The sequence below is a fragment of the Myxococcus sp. CA051A genome (genome assembly GCF_013336705.1).
Lineage (GTDB): Bacteria > Myxococcota > Myxococcia > Myxococcales > Myxococcaceae > Myxococcus > Myxococcus llanfairpwllgwyngyllgogerychwyrndrobwllllantysiliogogogochensis.
In genome coordinates, this window is sequence record NZ_JABUMS010000025.1 from 1 (window position 1) to 15542 (window position 15542).

A 15542-nucleotide genomic window follows, 5' to 3' on the forward strand; every position below is an offset into this window, starting at 1 on the left:
TCACGCGCAACTGGACTCCCGCGGGCTCCGTCCGCCTGGGCCCCTCGCCCAGCCTCATCCCGGCCGTGCAGGAGATGAAGCGCATCGGCTGAACCCTCTCACGCGACATCTACCTTGACGCTCACCGGAACGAACCCTACCTGGAAGAACCAGCTCCGCCGACTTCGAGTCCGCGACGAGCGCAGGGACGATGTCCACTTCGGCTTCCTCGGCCTTGGTTGCTGACTCATGCTGCTGCGCCGGCTCTGCCCTGACATTTGTTAGAGGCTGCTAGGTCGAACCGCCTGGCCTTGCAGGCCCGGCACGCCAAACCTTCGAGTACTTGGCGCTGTGCCTTGAGGATTTGAGTTCCGAGGGGGTATGTTCATAAATTCCAAGCAGATCACCAGTTCCTTCATATATGAACGGAGTCACTCGGGAGGACGAAATTCAAACCAAGAAGGGGTGTGATGTGGATCTAGTTGCTGGCAGGAATATCCGTTGCACTAGTGTTTCCCAAAAAAGCATTACTTTCGCACCCGGTTAAGCGTGAGCCTTGTTGTTGACCCTGACGTGGGATGTTCGACGGGTATCCTCGATTACGCGCACGCGTGCGCATTTGCCTGTATTTGGGTTGTGCCATGATCAAGAAAGTTAGTTGCACGAAGCTCAATGGGAAGATTGATTTTAGTCAGTGCTTTCATCAAGACATTAATGTGATAACGGGGCGGAACGGATCCGGCAAGACAACCCTGCTTAAGCTGATTTGGTATATGATGAGTGGGAATATTGAGCGGATTCATGCGGAGATTCCAATAGAAGAAGCGGAGCTTGAGACAGATAGATTTAAGCTGTCGCTGGCGTATGCGCAAAAAGAGGGTAGAGTAAAGATAGCGATCCAGTCGGAAGTCGTCGAGTTAAATGAGTCGGTGGAAATCAACATCCGCAACGACGAAGGCGCACTCAATAGGATCAACCGACTCACGGCGGCTGCCTCAGGTGCGTCGCTATTCTTTCCCACATTTCGACGCATTGAGGGTGGATTCTCAATGACTCGAAATCGTCAGGATGACGAGAATGGTAGGATAAATAGAGAGGCGCAGAGAGTCGAGGACGCCCTTCAGAGCCTGTCCGAGCGACTCTCAGTGCTGGAACACAGACTCATTGCGTCAATATCAACAAATGACATCATTACTACGCTTACAAAGAGGTATGCCGATATCTCTGAGAGTGTCCAGGCGGACAACGACTCTCGCTCTAAAAATATCATCAAAATTATCCAGGAATACGATCGCACGAAGCACAGTGCGGCCAATGACTCCTCGAAGCTCGACGTGGCGAGCAAGATATTGGAAGAGGTTCAGACAATAATTGCGGCTCATTCAGAGCGACAAGAGGCGCTCCTTAAGCCCTTTTCGGTTCTGAGCGCTCTCGTGGCCGACCTGTTTCAACACAAGGGGATTAGGCTTACGTCGAGAATAACTCTCGGCGAGGCCAGCATGGCAATTGCTTCGGATAAATTGTCGGCCGGTGAAAAGCAGATGCTTAGTTTTCTCGCATATAACACATTCGCCAGGAACAGTATCGTGTTTATTGATGAGCCTGAGATTAGTTTGCATGTCGACTGGCAGCGAATCCTTTTTCCGACCCTGTTGTCTCAGAATGCGAGCAATCAGTTCATAATTGCGACGCATTCGCCGTTTATATACTCGAAATATACGGACAAGGAATTGCTTCTTGATACCCGAGGGGAGGGCGAATAATGCCGCTTCCGTCAGCGACTGTTGACGAACTTGTTGAGTCACTAAAGCGCACGTCATTGGCGACTGTAATCGTCGAGGGCCCTGAAGATGTGGCGGTATACCGGCACATTGAGTCCCTCATGCGCGGAATACGGGCCGACGTACTGCCTTGTGGTGGTCGAACCATATTGCTTGACGTCTTCAAGCGTCGCAGTGAGTTTCAGGCAAAGTCCGTTGCATTTTTATCCGACAAGGATATGTGGCTTTTTAGTTCCGTTCCTCCAGAGTATGCAGAGATCGTCTGGACCGAGGGGTATAGTATCGAGAATGATTTGTACCATGATTCGGATATAGAGCGGCTTATGACTACTGAGGAGACCTCGGAATTTAGAAGTCTGATTGATTTGGCGTCGAGGTGGTTTGCTTTTCAGCTTGAAAACCACAGATGCGGCCGGGATGTGAATATAGCTCTGCACATATCCGCCATTGTCCCCCAGGGAACATTGGATTTTAGTCCTCTCGTGAGAGACAAATTTCAATACACTGAGCCCCCGGAGGCGACTTGCTCGGATATCAGGAAGAATTATACGCGCAAGCTCCGAGGCCACCTTCTGCTGCAGGCGTTGGTGCGAATTCTCTCGGTTGCAGGCAGGGGGTCGACCTATGGCTACCACAATGTCCTTGAACTTTGCGCCAAGGTACGCAACCACCCAGGGGTTAACCGGTTGATTACAGAGCTAACAGCTAAGTTAACTCAAAATCTGCCCCCTTCGAAGAGCGCATGATTGCAGATGCAGGACTTCCCTTCTAAAAGCGCCTAACGAAAGTCAGTGCTGGGCTGGTCGCTGGGAGGGGCCATCCCCAGGTTGAGGGGCATGGTCCGCGAACTTGTCCCCGACGCCATCAGGTGTACCAACGCGCCCGAGCCCGTCACCCCGAACGATGGAGCCGCGTCACGCGCAACTGGACGCCAGCAGGCCCCGTCCGCCTCGGCCCCTCTCCGAACCTCTCCCCGGCCGTGCAGGAGTTGAAGCGCATCGGCTGAACCCGCTCACGCGACATCTACCTTGACGCTCACCCGTAGGAGCCATCTAGTCGCGAGAGTATTGCCGTCGCCAAGCGCCAGAAGCCCTACGATCGCCTGCGAGCTAGGTATGCTGCGAACGGCTCAGACCCGGTGGAAGAGGCTCAGTCCCCAGGCACTGTTCGACGAACCCTCCACCTCTTCCTTGGTCACCCCCAGCATGCGCGCGAGCTGGGCGAACTCCTTGTCGCCGACGAGCTTGCGGATGGCTTCCGGGTCTCCTTCCATGAGCTTGTGGAAGTTGCTGAAGCGCCCCGAGACTTCGTAGTGCTCGCTGTCGCAAGACCAGTCGTGATTGCCAATCAGGCCGAGCTTCGCGGTCGTCTTGCCGTAGACCCGGGAGATGCCCGCTTCGTAGAAGCCGTAGACGACACCGCTGAGCGTGGCATCCCCGTGAACCTCCAGGTTGCCCTCCAGGTAGAGGTGGTGGGCCTTGAGCTGGCCCATGACAGCCAACGTGCCCGTCTCATCCGTCGTGACCTCGCCGCTCACCGTCAGGTCCCCCAGGACCAACAGCGCCCCCTCCGTCACGCTGAGGTCGCCCTCAATCACGAGGTCTCCCTCGTGAACCCAACTGTCATCACCGAGGACTCCCGCGATGTCCTCATCACCAATCTGCTCGAGGTCCTCGTCCTTCACGGGCCGGAGCTTCGGCTTCAGCGACTGCAGTGTCTGCTCTTTCAAGTCACGTCTCCACGTTCAACGATGAATCGGCGCCCAGGACCTACGTCGCGACCAGTCCCGTCTCCGTCTTGCTCCGAGACTCGCGCTTTGCTCAGACCCGGAAGAAGAGCTTCATTCCGTAACCATCGCACTCCGTATCCTCGTCGGACAGACCCAGCATGGGCGCGAGAATGGCGAACTCCTTGTCGCCCATGAGCTGGCGGATGGCATCGGGGTCTCCCTCCTCAATCTCGACGAAATTCGAGAAGCGGCCAGAGACCTCGTAGTGCTCGTCATCGCACTCCCATTCATGGTCGCCGATGAGACCGAGCTTCGCGGTCGTCCGTCCGTCGACCTGTGAATTGCCCGCTTCGTAGAAGCCGAAGAGGGCGCCTCGGAGCGCAACGTCCTTGTGCACCCGCAGGTCGCCTTCCAGATAGAGGTGGCGGGCATCGAGTCGACCCGTGACGACGAGCTTGCCGCTCTCGTCCGTCCCAACGGCATCGCTGACCCTCAGATTTCCCAGAATCAGCAACGCCCCCCGCTTCACCTCAAGCTCCCCTTCGAGCACCAGGTCTCCCTCGTGGACCCAGGTGTCACCGTCGAGGAACGTCGCGTGCTCCTCGAGCAGGAGGTCCGCGAGGTCCCCGGCCCTCCGAAGCCGAGGCTTCAACGACTCCAACGTATGTGTCGTCACATTGCTCCTGCTCTCGTGTGGTGAACGGCGCCTCGTTCCCACGGGGCGCCAGGAGGCTATGCCGCGACCACCAGCCCCGACTCAGACTTGCTCCGGGCCTCACGCCGCTGGATGGCCAGGAACAGGGCCTCGTGCGTGGCGGGAGCGGCCAGCTCCACCTCTCCGCCCGGAGCCCCGAACGCGCCCACCGCATCCCTCAGCGCCTCGCGCACCGACAGCGCCAGCATCAGCGGCGGCTCGCCCACCGCCTTGCTGCCGTGAATCGTGTTGTGCTGCCGCGCCCGCTCCAACAGCCGCACACGGAAGTCCACCGGCGCATCGCTGAACGCGGGCACCGGATACGTGCTGGCCGAGTGCGTGAGCAACCGTCCCTTCGCATCCCAGCGCAAGTCCTCGCCCGTCAGCCAGCCCATGCCCTGGACGAAGCCGCCTTCAATCTGCCCCCGGTCCACACCCGGGTTGAGCGAGTCGCCCACGTCCTCCAGCACGTCCACCCGGAGCACCCGCTTCATGCCCGTGTGGCCGTCCACCTCCACCTCCGTCACCGCCGCGCCATACGCGAAGTAGAGGAACGGCTTCCCTCGGCCCTTCGCCTTGTCGTAGCCGATGCCCGGCGTCTGGTAGTAGCCCGTCACCGAGAGCCCCACGCGCGCCAGGTACGCCGCGTCCACCACCTCCGCGAAGGACACGGACGCATCCGCTACCCCCACGCGCCCGTCCTGGAACACCACCGCCTCCGGAGCCACGGTGCGCCCGTGCCGCTCCGACAGCAGCTTCACGGCCACCGGCACAAGCCGCCCACGCAGCGTGACGCACGCCTCGCGCACCGCCGCGCCGTTCAGGTCCGAACCCGACGAGGCCGCCGTGGCGGAGGTGTTGGGCACCTTGTCCGTCACCGTCTTCGCCACCCGGATGGCGTCCGCTGGCAATCCCAGCTCGCGCATGGCCACGCCCTGAATCTTCGTGTGCAGGCCCTGACCCATCTCCGTGCCGCCGTGCGACAGCATCACCGAGCCATCCCGGTACACATGCACCAGCGCGCCCGCCTGATTCAGGAACGTCGCAGTGAAGGAGATGCCGAACTTCATCGGCGTTATCGCCAGCCCGCGCTTGATTCGCGGTGAGCGGGCATTGAACTCCTCCACCTCCCGACGCCGACGCGCGAAGTCCGCCGAGTCCTTCAGCTCGCGCCACAGGTGCGGCAGCCGCTCGTCCTCCAGCTCCTGTCCGTAGTGCGTCGTGTTCGTCTCACCGGTGCCTCGATAGAAGTTGCGCTCGCGCACCTCCTCCGGCGGCAGGCCCAGCGTGCGCGCCACCCGGTCGAGGACCTCCTCACCCACCAGCATCCCCTGCGGACCCCCGAAGCCACGGAAGGCCGTGTTGGACACCAGATGCGTCTTCGCCACGCGGCCCGTGTAGCTCATGGCCGGGACGTAATAGGCGTTGTCCAGGTGGAAGAGGGCACGGTCGGTAATCGACTCGGACAAATCCAGCGACCAACCCGCGTTGGACACGAGCTGCGCGCGCAGGGCGAGCAGCTTGCCCTGCTCGGTGAAGCCCACCTCGAACGTGGCATGGAACGGATGGCGCTTGCCCGTCACCGCCATGTCCACGTCCCGGTCCATCATCCACCGCACCGGCCTGCCCGTGTGCCACGCGGCCAGCGCGACAATGGCCGCGGGTGAGTTGCCCTGCGTCTCCTTGCCACCGAAGCCGCCACCCATGCGCGGTGACTGCACCACCACGCGACTGCGCGGCAGGTGCAACACGTGGGAAATCACCGCTTGCACCTCGGACGGGTGCTGCGTGGAGGACACCACCGTGATGTCGCCGTCGTCGCCCTTCTCCGCGAAGGCCGCCTGCGTCTCCAGGTAGAAGTGCTCCTGTCCGCCCATCGTCACCGTGCCGGACAGCCGACGCGGGCTCGACGCGAGCGCCGCGTCCACATCGCCGCGCCGGATGACGTGCGGCTCCGTGTGGTAGCTGCCCTGCGCCATCGCGTCTTCCACGGTAAGGATTGCCGGCAGCGGTTCGTACTCCACCACCACCTGCTTCGCGGCCTCGCGGCACGCGTCGATGCTCTCTCCCACCACCACGGCGACAATCTGCCCGTGGAAGAGCACCTCGTCCTTCGCCAGGAGCGGCTCGTCGTGGCGGATGGGCCCCGTGTCGTTCATCCCGGGGATGTCCTCCGCGAGCAGCACCGTCACCACGCCCGGAAGCGCCCTCGCGGCCGTCGCATCCCTGCGCAGGATTCGCGCGTGCGCATGCGGCGAACACACCGGCCACACCTCCAGCATGGGCCGGCCCTGCGCCACATCGTCCACGTACTTCGCGGCCCCCGTCACATGACCCAGCGCGCTCTCATGTCGCAGCACGCGGCTGGTGTCCGTGGGCGCCTCGGCGTCTCCCGTGACGAAGCCCGGCGCCGCGTCCAGCGAGGGACTCTGCTCCCCCGAGAAGAACTTCTCGAACAGGCTCACGATGAGCCCGCGTCGGTACTCCGCGCTCCCGCGCAAGTCGCTGATGGGGGACAGCTCGCCCGAGAGCACGGGCAGCACCTTTTCCACCGTCTCCCGGGTCCACGGCTGGCCGACGAGCAGCTCCTCGGTGCGTCGCGCGCGAATGGGCGTGGCCGCCACGCCGCCGTACCCGAGCCGCGCCGTGCGCACCACACCGCCCGCATCCAGCTCCACGCAGAAGCCCGCGGCGACGATGCTGATATCCAGCTCGCGCCGCTTGGACACCTTGAACGAATCCGACACCCGCCGGAGTCCACTGGCCGCCGAAGGCGCCTGCGGGATGACGATGAAGCGCACGACCTCATCCACCTGGAGCGCCGTCTTCCGGTACGCGAGGAAGAAGTCCGACAGCGCCACCGTCCGCTCGCCCTTCACGGACGACAGCACCAGCCGAGCATCCAGCGCGAGCAGCACCGGCGCCAGGTCGCCAATCGGCGACGCCGTCACCAGGTTGCCCGACAGCGTGGCCCGCTGCCGGATCTGTCGCGAGGCGAAGACGTTGAGCATCTTCCCCACCTCGGGCACGTCCTTGCCGAGCGCATCCTCCAGGTCCACGAGCGTCGCCGCGCCGCCCACGTACCAGCCGTCCGCTTCACGGCGGATGGCGCGCAGGGACTCCACGCCCTCGGTGGAGATGAGGAACTGAAAGCGCCGGGCCTTCTTGGTGATGTCCACGCCCACTTCCGTGGCGCCCGCCACGAGCAGCGCCTCCGGATGCGCGGCCTTCAGCGCGAGCAGCTCCTCCCACGACGTGGGCCGCAGGAACTTCTGGCCGCCGGCCTCATAGCTCAGCGCCGACACCGGCGAAGCAGGGCCCCCGAGCGACGTACCCGGCAGTGGCTGCAATCCCACCGCCGCATCCCTCGCTGCGAGCGCCTCCATCATCGCGTCGCGGATGGGCCGGTACCCGGTACAGCGGCAGATGTTTCCACAGAGCTGGTCCGCCACCGTCTCGGGGGTACAGACCTCCGGCCGCGAATACGCCTCCGCCATGGAGACGATGAAGCCCGGCGTGCAGAAACCACACTGCGAGCCGTAGTGCTTCACCATCGCCTGCTGCACGGGATGTGGCTTCTCGCGCGAGCCCACGCCCTCCACCGTCACCACCTCGCGCCCGGCCACCATGGGCACCAGGGTGATGCAACTGTTGAACGCGCGCAGGCAGCGGTTGCCCTGGGCATCGCGGTCCACCATCGCCACGGTGCACGCGCCACAGTCCCCCTCGGCGCAGCCCTGCTTCGTTCCCGTGGCGCCTTGGGCGCGCAGGTAGTCGAGCAGCGTGGTGTTGGGCGACACGTCCTCGACGCCGACCAGGCTCCCGTTGAGCCGGAACTCGAACATGGTGCTCATTCTCCAGACGAAACCCCGCGCAGGCGGGGCGGCTCCGAGGCGGATGGCTCGGGGCGGGTTTCAACGAAAGGTTGGTGGTGGAGCTGGAGCAGCCCCGCGGCGATGCTCACCGCGACTTCCTGGGGGGACTTGCCCCCCAGCTCCAGCCCCATGGGGCACTGCACCCGGCTCAGCAGCGTCGCGGGCACGCCTCGCGCCTCCAGCCGCTGCCGGAAGCGCGCCCACTTCGTCTTGCTGCCGATGAGGCCGATGTATCGCGCGGGCTTCTCCAGCGCGGCGGCGATGATGTCCTGGTCCAGGTCATGCCGGTGCGTCATCACCGCGACGTACGTCCGGCGCGCGTCCCACACGGCCTGGGCCACGAAGTCCTCCCAGGACTCGTCGTGGCGTGTCACCGCCGCGGGCACGCGCTCGCCGTGGAGCCACTCGGGGCGCTCGTCCACCAGGTGTACGCGGAAGGGGGTCCCCTCGAGGATGCGGCACACCGCCTGGCCCACGTGCCCGGCCCCGAAGAGGTACAGGCGAGGCCCGTGGTTGACGGGCTCCACGAAGATGTCCACCACGCCCCCACAGCACTGGCCGAGCTTCGCGCCCAGCGGATAGCGATAGGAGCGGGACTCGCCGCGCTCCAGACAGGCCCGCGCGTCGGCGAGCACCAACTGCTCCAGGTGTCCGCCGCCCACGGTGCCGTGGAACGCGCCGTCCCCACGCACCAGCAGCTTCGCGCCGGGCTCGGCGGGGGTACTTCCCTGGCACGCTGTAACGGTGGCCACGGCGAAGGGCGCATCCTCGCGCGCCCACTCGCCCAGCTGGCGGACCCAATCCCACATGGTCCCTGTGAGTCTGCCACACCCGGAGTCCGACGGGGATGACTCTCACCCGGAGTCCGTGGGCTGGACGACGGCCTGGTGTCCGGGCCGCCCCCTGGGGATGCCCCGGGGCCCTCTCCCTGGGGCTCCGCGCCGAGCCTACGTGGCCACCGCCGCGCCGGCCTCGGTGCTCCGGCGCATGGGCTGGAGCTTGCCGTACGTCAGCGAGCGCCACACCCACTCCATGGGCCCGAAGCGGAAGCGCGCGAGCCACAGGTGGCTCCACACGATTTGAACGGTGAAGACCCCCAGGCAGTACACGATGCTCATGCTGGGCGTCAGCTTGCCGACGAGCCCCAGGCCGTAGCCGTAGAACACGAGGATGCTGACGACGGACTGGCTCAGGTAGTTGGTCAGCGCCATGCGGCCCACCGGCGCGAGCACGGACAGGATTTTCTGCCCCGTCGCGCGCTGGAAGAGCAGGGTGATGCCCGACACGTACGTCGCGGCGATGCCCACCTCACCCATGGCGCGCACCGGGGCCAGCACCATGGGCAGCCACACGGGCAGCGTCTCCGGATTGATGATCTTGCGCAGCACGAGCTGCTGCGTCACCACGCCCACGCTGCTGCCCAGCACGCCCAATCCCAGCGACCAGAAGAACAGGCGGCGGAAGAAGGCCACGTGCTGGGGCGCGTCATGGAACAGGCGCTTGCGGCCCGCATAGAAGCCCAGGAGGAAGCGGCCCAGCAGCGCCAGCGAGTTGACGCACATGATGAGCAGGAACTCGCGCCGGTAGAACGACAGGCCGCCCTTCACCACGGCCCACCAGTTCCCGTTCTGGAACACCGACAGGGTGTCCGCCTTCAGGGCCGCGGAGCGCTCCGTCTCCAGCTTCGCCAGCGCGGCGGCGGCCTCCGGCGTGGCGGCCATCAACTGCGGCAGCTTGAAGATGACCGCGCTCACGATGGGCCACGCGAAGAGCAGCACCGCGGCGACCTTGAGAATCGTCCGGTCCTCCCGGCGCCGGAACAACAGCAGCCAGAAGCCCAGCAGCGCGTAGTTGCTGAGGATATCTCCGTACCAGATGAGCGTCAGGTGCGTGAGCCCCAGCAGGAGCATCACCCCGAGCCGGCGCACGTAGAGGCGCGTGACGGGCGAGCCCCGCGCCTCCGCTCGGCCCATCTGCACCGCGAAGCCCAGTCCGAAGAGGAACGAGAAGATGGTGATGAACCGCCCGCTCACCAGCGTCGTCACGACGGGCAGGAGCACCTTGTCGAGCATCGTCCCATTTGCGAACAGGGACTCGAGTTGCTCCCGGGGCATGAAGGCCCGGCCGCTGAACCACATAAACGTATTGGAGATGAACACGCCGCACAGCGCGAAGCCGCGCAGCGTGTCGAGCAACACCAGGCGCTCGCCCGAATCGACCGGGCGGGCCTCGGCGGTGGTCACCGCGGAAGGAGCAGAGGTCATGTGTTCGGAAAGAACGCCTGAACCTGAGCTTTATTGCCGGTATTCCACGGCAGCGGTGAATTGCGCGCGCTTCGAGTGGGTCGGGTGGGTCTACACGCCGATGCGTGGGCAGATGTCCTTCACGATGCACTCGTCGCACTTCGGCTTCTTGGCGGTGCAGGTGTAGCGGCCGTGCAGGACGGTGGCGGGGCCGAAGAAGGTCCACGCGTCCTGGGGCACCAGCTTCATCAGGTCCTCTTCAATCGCCTCCGGCTTTTCGTGCTTCGTCAGGCCCAGACGCTGGCTGACGCGGGCGACGTGCGTGTCGACGATGATGCCGGAGGCCAGGTTGAAGGCGGTGTTGAGGACCACGTTGGCCGTCTTGCGCGCCACGCCGGGCAGCGTCACCAGCTCCGCGACAGTGCGGGGGACCTCTCCGCCGAAGTCCGCGATCAGCGCGCGGCTCATGGCCTGGACGGATTTGGTCTTCTGCTTGAAGAACCCGGTGGGCTTGAGGTCTTCCTCCAGCTCCGCGGTGTCGGCGTCCGCGAAGGCCTGGGGGCCCGGGTATTTGGGGAACACGGTGGCGGTGACGCGGTTGACGCGCTCGTCGGTGCACTGCGCGGCGAGGATGGTGGCGACGAGCAGCTCGAACGGCGTGGACCAGTTGAGCTCGTAGCGTGCGTCGGGGTGCTTCTCACGCAGGCGCTCGAGGAGGAGGGCGGCTTTCTCAGCGGGTTTCATGGGGTGTGGAGGGCATCCTACCCGGGATGTCTGACAGGCACGGGCTCGGAAGTGGCGGCGCGGTGGCGGGTGCATGCCCAGATTGAGGGAGGGCAAGCAGTTACGGGGGGAGGGCCATGGCCGCTCCTCATCTCCAGTCCTTCGGGCACGTTCCGAGGTGTGCAGGGCCCTCCCGTGAGTGTGCACCCCACGGGGCGCGCACGTCCGGTTGTGATTATGGGACTTGGCGTCCCATGGCGAGCATCGCTGGACTCACTCCCGATGTTTCTGGCATCCCACCGTTAGACAGCAGCATCACTACATTCACTGCACCTGGGAGTCGCCCTATGTTGAGCGCGCCGCCGCTCGTGCAACCGGGAGCAAGCGCCATCTTCAAGGCCCACTTGGTGGGGCACCTAGCAAGAAGGCCAAGACCATCAGTTTTCGTCTGACGTCATCGAGAGTACCTGGCATCGCAGGCAACTCGCCACTGCCTGGGCAGGCGAACAGTGACTTCGACCTTGTCATGAACCAAGCTCCTGGAACGGTCCTGGCTCTCTCTCAGATGGGCGACCTCCAAATTGGAACGACTCCGGATGGCCAGCACCAGACGGCCACAGTCGAAGTGCTCGCTCGTGACTGGGGTGCCTATGGCAAGATCGAGGCAGGAGCGATAATGGAAGACGGAACCGCTGTTGTTGCCGTCCTTTCTGCTGCAGATGAAACGGAGATGCGCATTCCTCAGCGTGCTCCCAATTCGAACATCGCAATATCTTGGAGGAACAGAACAGGCACCGGCGGGCAAGGTGATTCCGATGACAATGAATCTGTGCCTGCTGGTGATGGAAACAATGGCGATGGTTTGACACTCTATGAGGAGTATCGAGGTTTCTGGGAGCAGGGGAAGCACGTGGAAGGAAACCCAAGCAAGAAGGATTTCTTTGTTCATGTCGACCCAACAAGCATGGGTGTTTCCCCGGCTAGCGCTGTTGCCAAGAAGGGCGTCGCCCTGTTCGAAGCTGCATCTGGCCTGACCGTCCATCATTTGGATCGTGGCGAGTTCGAGCCACCCCAGAGCGGAACTGATTTCTCTCTCAATCGCCGGGTTGTTAATTTCAACCACGACAATGTGAATCACAGGGTTGATCAGCATCTGGTTGTTCTGACTGCAGTGAGGACGCCGGATGGCAACTCTCACGCAAGGCGTTCGAATACGAACGCCCTGGGAACACCCAAGGTTTTCTCCAGGATCGAGATTGCCGAGCAGGCGCTCAAGCAGCTCAGTCAGCAACAGTTGATTCGTGATGTTGCTCACGAGCTTGGGCATTCTCTCAATGTCTACCATCATGGAGAGGGGGGCGAAGTCATCCGGTATTTGGTCTTCAAGTCCGATGGCAGCCTCGTGGAGGCGGATGACAACGCCGGGACAAGGAATCCTGTTGTTATCCGACAACTCATAGATGAGACCACCAAAGCCGTCCTTCACGACAACGCCAATAGGGTTCCTGGTCCGCAGAGAAGCACGCCTGTCAAGGCGTCGCTCCCTCCCGGAAAGCAACATAGCGGTGACGAGAGCTGTATTCTTCGATACAATGATGCGAATGTCGTCGTGCGGCCTGGTCAACTAGATGTCCGATACTGGATTTCTCCAAGCGAAACCCCGGGTGGGGTGCTTTGCACGGACGGCCTTGGAAAGACATTCAATAAAACTGGAATTCCTGCTCAGCCGTCGCGCCACGGGAATGCAAGTGCAGGGCGCGGTAGCTGCGTTCATCAAATTCTCGTCAACGATGCGGTCCCTGCTCAACCCCGGTGATGGTCATGACGAAAAAATATCGCATGCTTTCAGTGTGGTGCTCTGCCCTGGCGCTTGTGCTGCCAGGAGCAGTCTTCGCACAGTCGCCTGGGGCGGAGGGACCCGATGTCGATCTGGGGCTTGTCGCAGGAGGTGAAGGAGGAACGTATCGGGGTTGGCCCATCGTCACCGAGATTTCTGTTGCCCACCCGAAAGCGGCACTCGCGGCAGCGAAGGGCGAAACGGTCCAGCCCATATCCGTTTCTGTCCCCAGCGGGAGATGGACGGCTCTCGTAAAGCTCGTTGTTCGGAACTCACAGGGCGAGATCCAACAATGGCCTTATCGATTGCTCACAACCGTAGGCCCGTCCCTCACTTTGGATACGGAGCAGCGGGGGGAGTTGACCGTCGTGCTATCGCCCGAGGCCACTGCCACGCCGGCGGCCGGGCGCTACACGATGCAGGTCTTTTTGGACAGTCGAAATGGCACGAATGACGCGAGCTGGAAGGGGGTGGCGAGTTCGCAACTCGAGTTCGAACTCAAGGAGGCGCCGACGACTCCGAGTGATACTCAGACGTGTCAGAAGGGGTATGTCTTTTCGGAGTACCACAAGTCCCTTGGCCAGCTTACGACGGCAGCCAGCATGCTGGACACTGCCCTCACTCAGGCGCCTGACGAACTCCTGTGTCTTGTTTCCCGAGCCGAACTTGCCGACCAACTGGGCGACAACTACGGCGCTATTGACCATTACCACCGCGCCATTGAGGCCAAGGCGCGGCTGCCACAGGACGCGGACGGAGAGAGCGGCTCCGGTTCATTGCTCCATCGATGCCTGGGGATCGTGCAGAAGCTCCCACCATCCGAACGGCACCCTCTCAATATCTTCTGTAGTTATGTCACTTGCGAGGAGCGCATGGATGCTGGCACTTGCCCATCATCCAGCAAGCCTGCTTCTACCATTCCAGGGCGTGGCTCTCGAACAAAGCCTCGTAGTGACAAGAAGGGACAATGACCAGTTTTCATCCGCGTCCGTCTATTTTTAGAACAAAATTAGACTGCGCGGACGGCTGGCAGGGCCCCATGACAACCCCAAACGTGAGCTGACCTTCTGCCGGGATGCGCTGGGCCTGAACCTCGTGGCGGACGTCGCCAATGGCCCCATCCGCTGGCACACGCTAGTTTCCCTGGACATCGTGCGGGCCCCACGGCGCCACCGTGGGGTGTCCGAGACTGCGCAGTCCGCGACCCCGGTCCGTTACACACTGCGCGGCGAGGATGGTGGCGACGAGCAGCTCGAACGGCGTGGACCAGTTGAGCTCGTAGCGTGCGTCGGGGTGCTTCTCACGCAGGCGCTCGAGGAGGAGGACGGCTTTCTCAGCGGGTTTCATGGGGTGTGGAGGGCATCCTACCCGGGATGTCTGACAGGCACGGGCTCGGAAGCAGGGGAGAGGGATGGCGATGATGACCGCTCCCCATCTCCAGTCCTCGAGCACGTTCCCAGGCGTGCCGGACCCTATCGTGAGCGCGCACTCCATGGGTAAGGCGGTCGAGCTACATTGCGGCCCCATGAGCGAAACGGTCGCGAGTGAATCGCCCCTCCAGGCCTCCCAGCGCGGAGGCGGTTTCATCACCGGTGCGGCCATCATGCAGGCACTGGTGGTTCCCTACCTGCTGCTCGCGGGACTCATGGCCGCCGAGATGTCCGCGCTGCTGTCCACGGCGCTGCTGGCCCACGGAGTCGTGGTCGCCGTCGCGGCTGGGTTCCTGTTCCGCCGCAGACTCTGGGCCTGGCGCCTGTCGGCGGCCCTCGCGACCCTGGCCTTCCTCGTGGGTGCGGGCGCGACGTTGATGCCGCCAGCCTGGGTCGGGGGAATCCATGCAGCGGGCGCGGCCGCGATCCTGGGCCTCCTGCTCGCGGGCCGCCCCGCCGTCGTCGGCGCACGTCCACCGGGCGCCACGGAGGGCCTCTCCAGGACAGGCGGGTGAGCTGCCTCGGCGGCGCGCCGCCCTCGTCCCGGCCCGCGCCTGACCTGGTCCCATCGAGCACCAGGTCGCATGCGCCCGAGGCGAGGTCGACTTCCAGCGCTACCTCGCCGCGGCGCTCGAGGAGCGCAAGACCTCTCCCCGGGAGATGCGCCTTTGACGCGTCATCCGCTCCCGTTTGACATGTCAATGAGGGGCGAGCGGGCCTTGGGCGCACCTGTCGTGCCTGCACGGGGCCCCATCGCGCTTGGGCATGATGCTTGCTGTGTCGCCTCTGGCCCCACTTTCATGGGCCCTGCCGGAGATGACCCAAGCATGCGCGGATTCGTGACGTTTTTCTCATTGGGGAGCTGTCTGCTGATGACTGGTGCTGGTGCGCAGACGCCGCCCGCTCAAGCCGCCTCGTCGCAGGTGCCCGCGAACGCGTGCTACCTGTGGAAGGGGCGTGGCGGTGCTCCCACGGCGGGCTACATGGTGACGCATGCGAGCTGCCGCCCATGGAATCGCAATTACGGGTGGAGCTTCATCAAGACGAACAATGACGTGGGCTACTATCGCGGAACCTTCGAGGCCGCCGCGGCCACTCCATCCACCTGGGCGGTCTACGCTGACTTCGGCTCCGCGGTGGTCACGTCGCAAGCGGACTACACCTCCTTCATCGCCAATACCAAGCTGTCTGGCTCCTGTAGCGAGTGCCTGCACTGACAGCGAGCTGCCAGGGTTGGGAGCGCCTCACACG

Annotated in this window: 11 protein-coding genes and 1 pseudogene; 5 read left to right on the forward strand and 7 right to left on the reverse strand. The window is 63.5% G+C overall.

The window, feature by feature from the left end:
• Positions 1-620 precede the first annotated feature (620 nt).
• Positions 621-1742: an AAA family ATPase gene (locus HUA74_RS40860; protein ID WP_174458910.1), complete on the forward strand. Its 1122-nt coding sequence runs from the start codon at positions 621-623 to the stop codon at positions 1740-1742.
• Between the two features lie 1147 nt (positions 1743-2889).
• On the opposite strand, the gene HUA74_RS40865 is transcribed toward HUA74_RS40860, so the two are convergent.
• From HUA74_RS40865 to nth, 6 genes are all read right to left on the reverse strand, one after another.
• A complete protein-coding gene (locus HUA74_RS40865; RefSeq protein WP_174458911.1) occupies positions 2890-3489 on the reverse strand; it encodes a hypothetical protein in 600 nt (199 codons plus the stop codon).
• A 91-nt stretch (positions 3490-3580) separates the two neighbouring features.
• Entirely contained in the window at positions 3581-4141 is a 561-nt protein-coding gene (locus HUA74_RS40870; RefSeq protein ID WP_174458912.1) for a hypothetical protein, read from the reverse strand.
• 80 nt (positions 4142-4221) lie between these two features.
• Entirely contained in the window at positions 4222-8028 is a 3807-nt protein-coding gene (xdhB, locus tag HUA74_RS40875) for a xanthine dehydrogenase molybdopterin binding subunit (RefSeq protein ID WP_217443701.1), read from the reverse strand.
• 5 nt (positions 8029-8033) lie between these two features.
• On the reverse strand, positions 8034-8867 hold the full coding sequence (gene xdhC, locus HUA74_RS40880) for a xanthine dehydrogenase accessory protein XdhC (RefSeq protein WP_174458914.1): 834 nt from the start codon (positions 8865-8867) through the stop codon (positions 8034-8036).
• Between the two features lie 138 nt (positions 8868-9005).
• Positions 9006-10322, reverse strand: a complete 1317-nt coding sequence (locus HUA74_RS40885) for a DUF418 domain-containing protein (RefSeq protein WP_174458915.1) — start codon at positions 10320-10322, stop codon at positions 9006-9008.
• A gap of 90 nt (positions 10323-10412) precedes the next feature.
• Positions 10413-11045 (reverse strand): endonuclease III, encoded by a 633-nt coding sequence (gene nth, locus HUA74_RS40890; protein WP_174458916.1) that lies wholly within the window; start codon positions 11043-11045, stop codon positions 10413-10415.
• Positions 11046-11550: 505 nt separating this feature from the next.
• On the opposite strand from nth, the gene HUA74_RS40895 reads away from it, so the two are divergent.
• Together HUA74_RS40895 and HUA74_RS40900 are read left to right on the forward strand one after the other, a co-directional pair.
• Positions 11551-12840 carry a hypothetical protein gene (locus HUA74_RS40895; protein WP_174458917.1) on the forward strand — a complete coding sequence of 430 codons (1290 nt, stop codon included), beginning with the start codon at positions 11551-11553 and terminating at the stop codon, positions 12838-12840.
• A 5-nt stretch (positions 12841-12845) separates the two neighbouring features.
• Entirely contained in the window at positions 12846-13832 is a 987-nt protein-coding gene (locus HUA74_RS40900; RefSeq protein WP_174458918.1) for a hypothetical protein, read from the forward strand.
• Between the two features lie 235 nt (positions 13833-14067).
• Here the strand turns inward: HUA74_RS40900 and HUA74_RS40905 are convergent.
• A pseudogene (locus HUA74_RS40905) lies at positions 14068-14208 on the reverse strand (endonuclease III); the annotation flags it as partial.
• A gap of 178 nt (positions 14209-14386) precedes the next feature.
• On the opposite strand from HUA74_RS40905, the gene HUA74_RS40910 reads away from it, so the two are divergent.
• Together HUA74_RS40910 and HUA74_RS40915 are read left to right on the forward strand one after the other, a co-directional pair.
• Entirely contained in the window at positions 14387-14806 is a 420-nt protein-coding gene (locus HUA74_RS40910; protein ID WP_174458919.1) for a hypothetical protein, read from the forward strand.
• Between the two features lie 357 nt (positions 14807-15163).
• Positions 15164-15508, forward strand: a complete 345-nt coding sequence (locus HUA74_RS40915) for a hypothetical protein (RefSeq protein WP_174458920.1) — start codon at positions 15164-15166, stop codon at positions 15506-15508.
• Positions 15509-15542 lie beyond the last annotated feature (34 nt).

Bases quoted from the DNA above. Each gene is read 5' to 3' on its own strand.
- HUA74_RS40910 (WP_174458919.1), top strand. From the start codon at position 14,387: ATGAGCGAAACGGTCGCGAGTGAATCGCCCCTCCAGGCCTCCCAGCGC.
- xdhB (WP_217443701.1), bottom strand. From the start codon at position 8,028: ATGTTCGAGTTCCGGCTCAACGGGAGCCTGGTCGGCGTCGAGGACGTG.
- HUA74_RS40900 (WP_174458918.1), top strand. From the start codon at position 12,846: ATGACGAAAAAATATCGCATGCTTTCAGTGTGGTGCTCTGCCCTGGCG.
- nth (WP_174458916.1), bottom strand. From the start codon at position 11,045: ATGAAACCCGCTGAGAAAGCCGCCCTCCTCCTCGAGCGCCTGCGTGAG.
- HUA74_RS40895 (WP_174458917.1), top strand. From the start codon at position 11,551: ATGAACCAAGCTCCTGGAACGGTCCTGGCTCTCTCTCAGATGGGCGAC.
- HUA74_RS40860 (WP_174458910.1), top strand. From the start codon at position 621: ATGATCAAGAAAGTTAGTTGCACGAAGCTCAATGGGAAGATTGATTTT.
- xdhC (WP_174458914.1), bottom strand. From the start codon at position 8,867: ATGTGGGATTGGGTCCGCCAGCTGGGCGAGTGGGCGCGCGAGGATGCG.
- HUA74_RS40915 (WP_174458920.1), top strand. From the start codon at position 15,164: ATGACTGGTGCTGGTGCGCAGACGCCGCCCGCTCAAGCCGCCTCGTCG.
- HUA74_RS40885 (WP_174458915.1), bottom strand. From the start codon at position 10,322: ATGACCTCTGCTCCTTCCGCGGTGACCACCGCCGAGGCCCGCCCGGTC.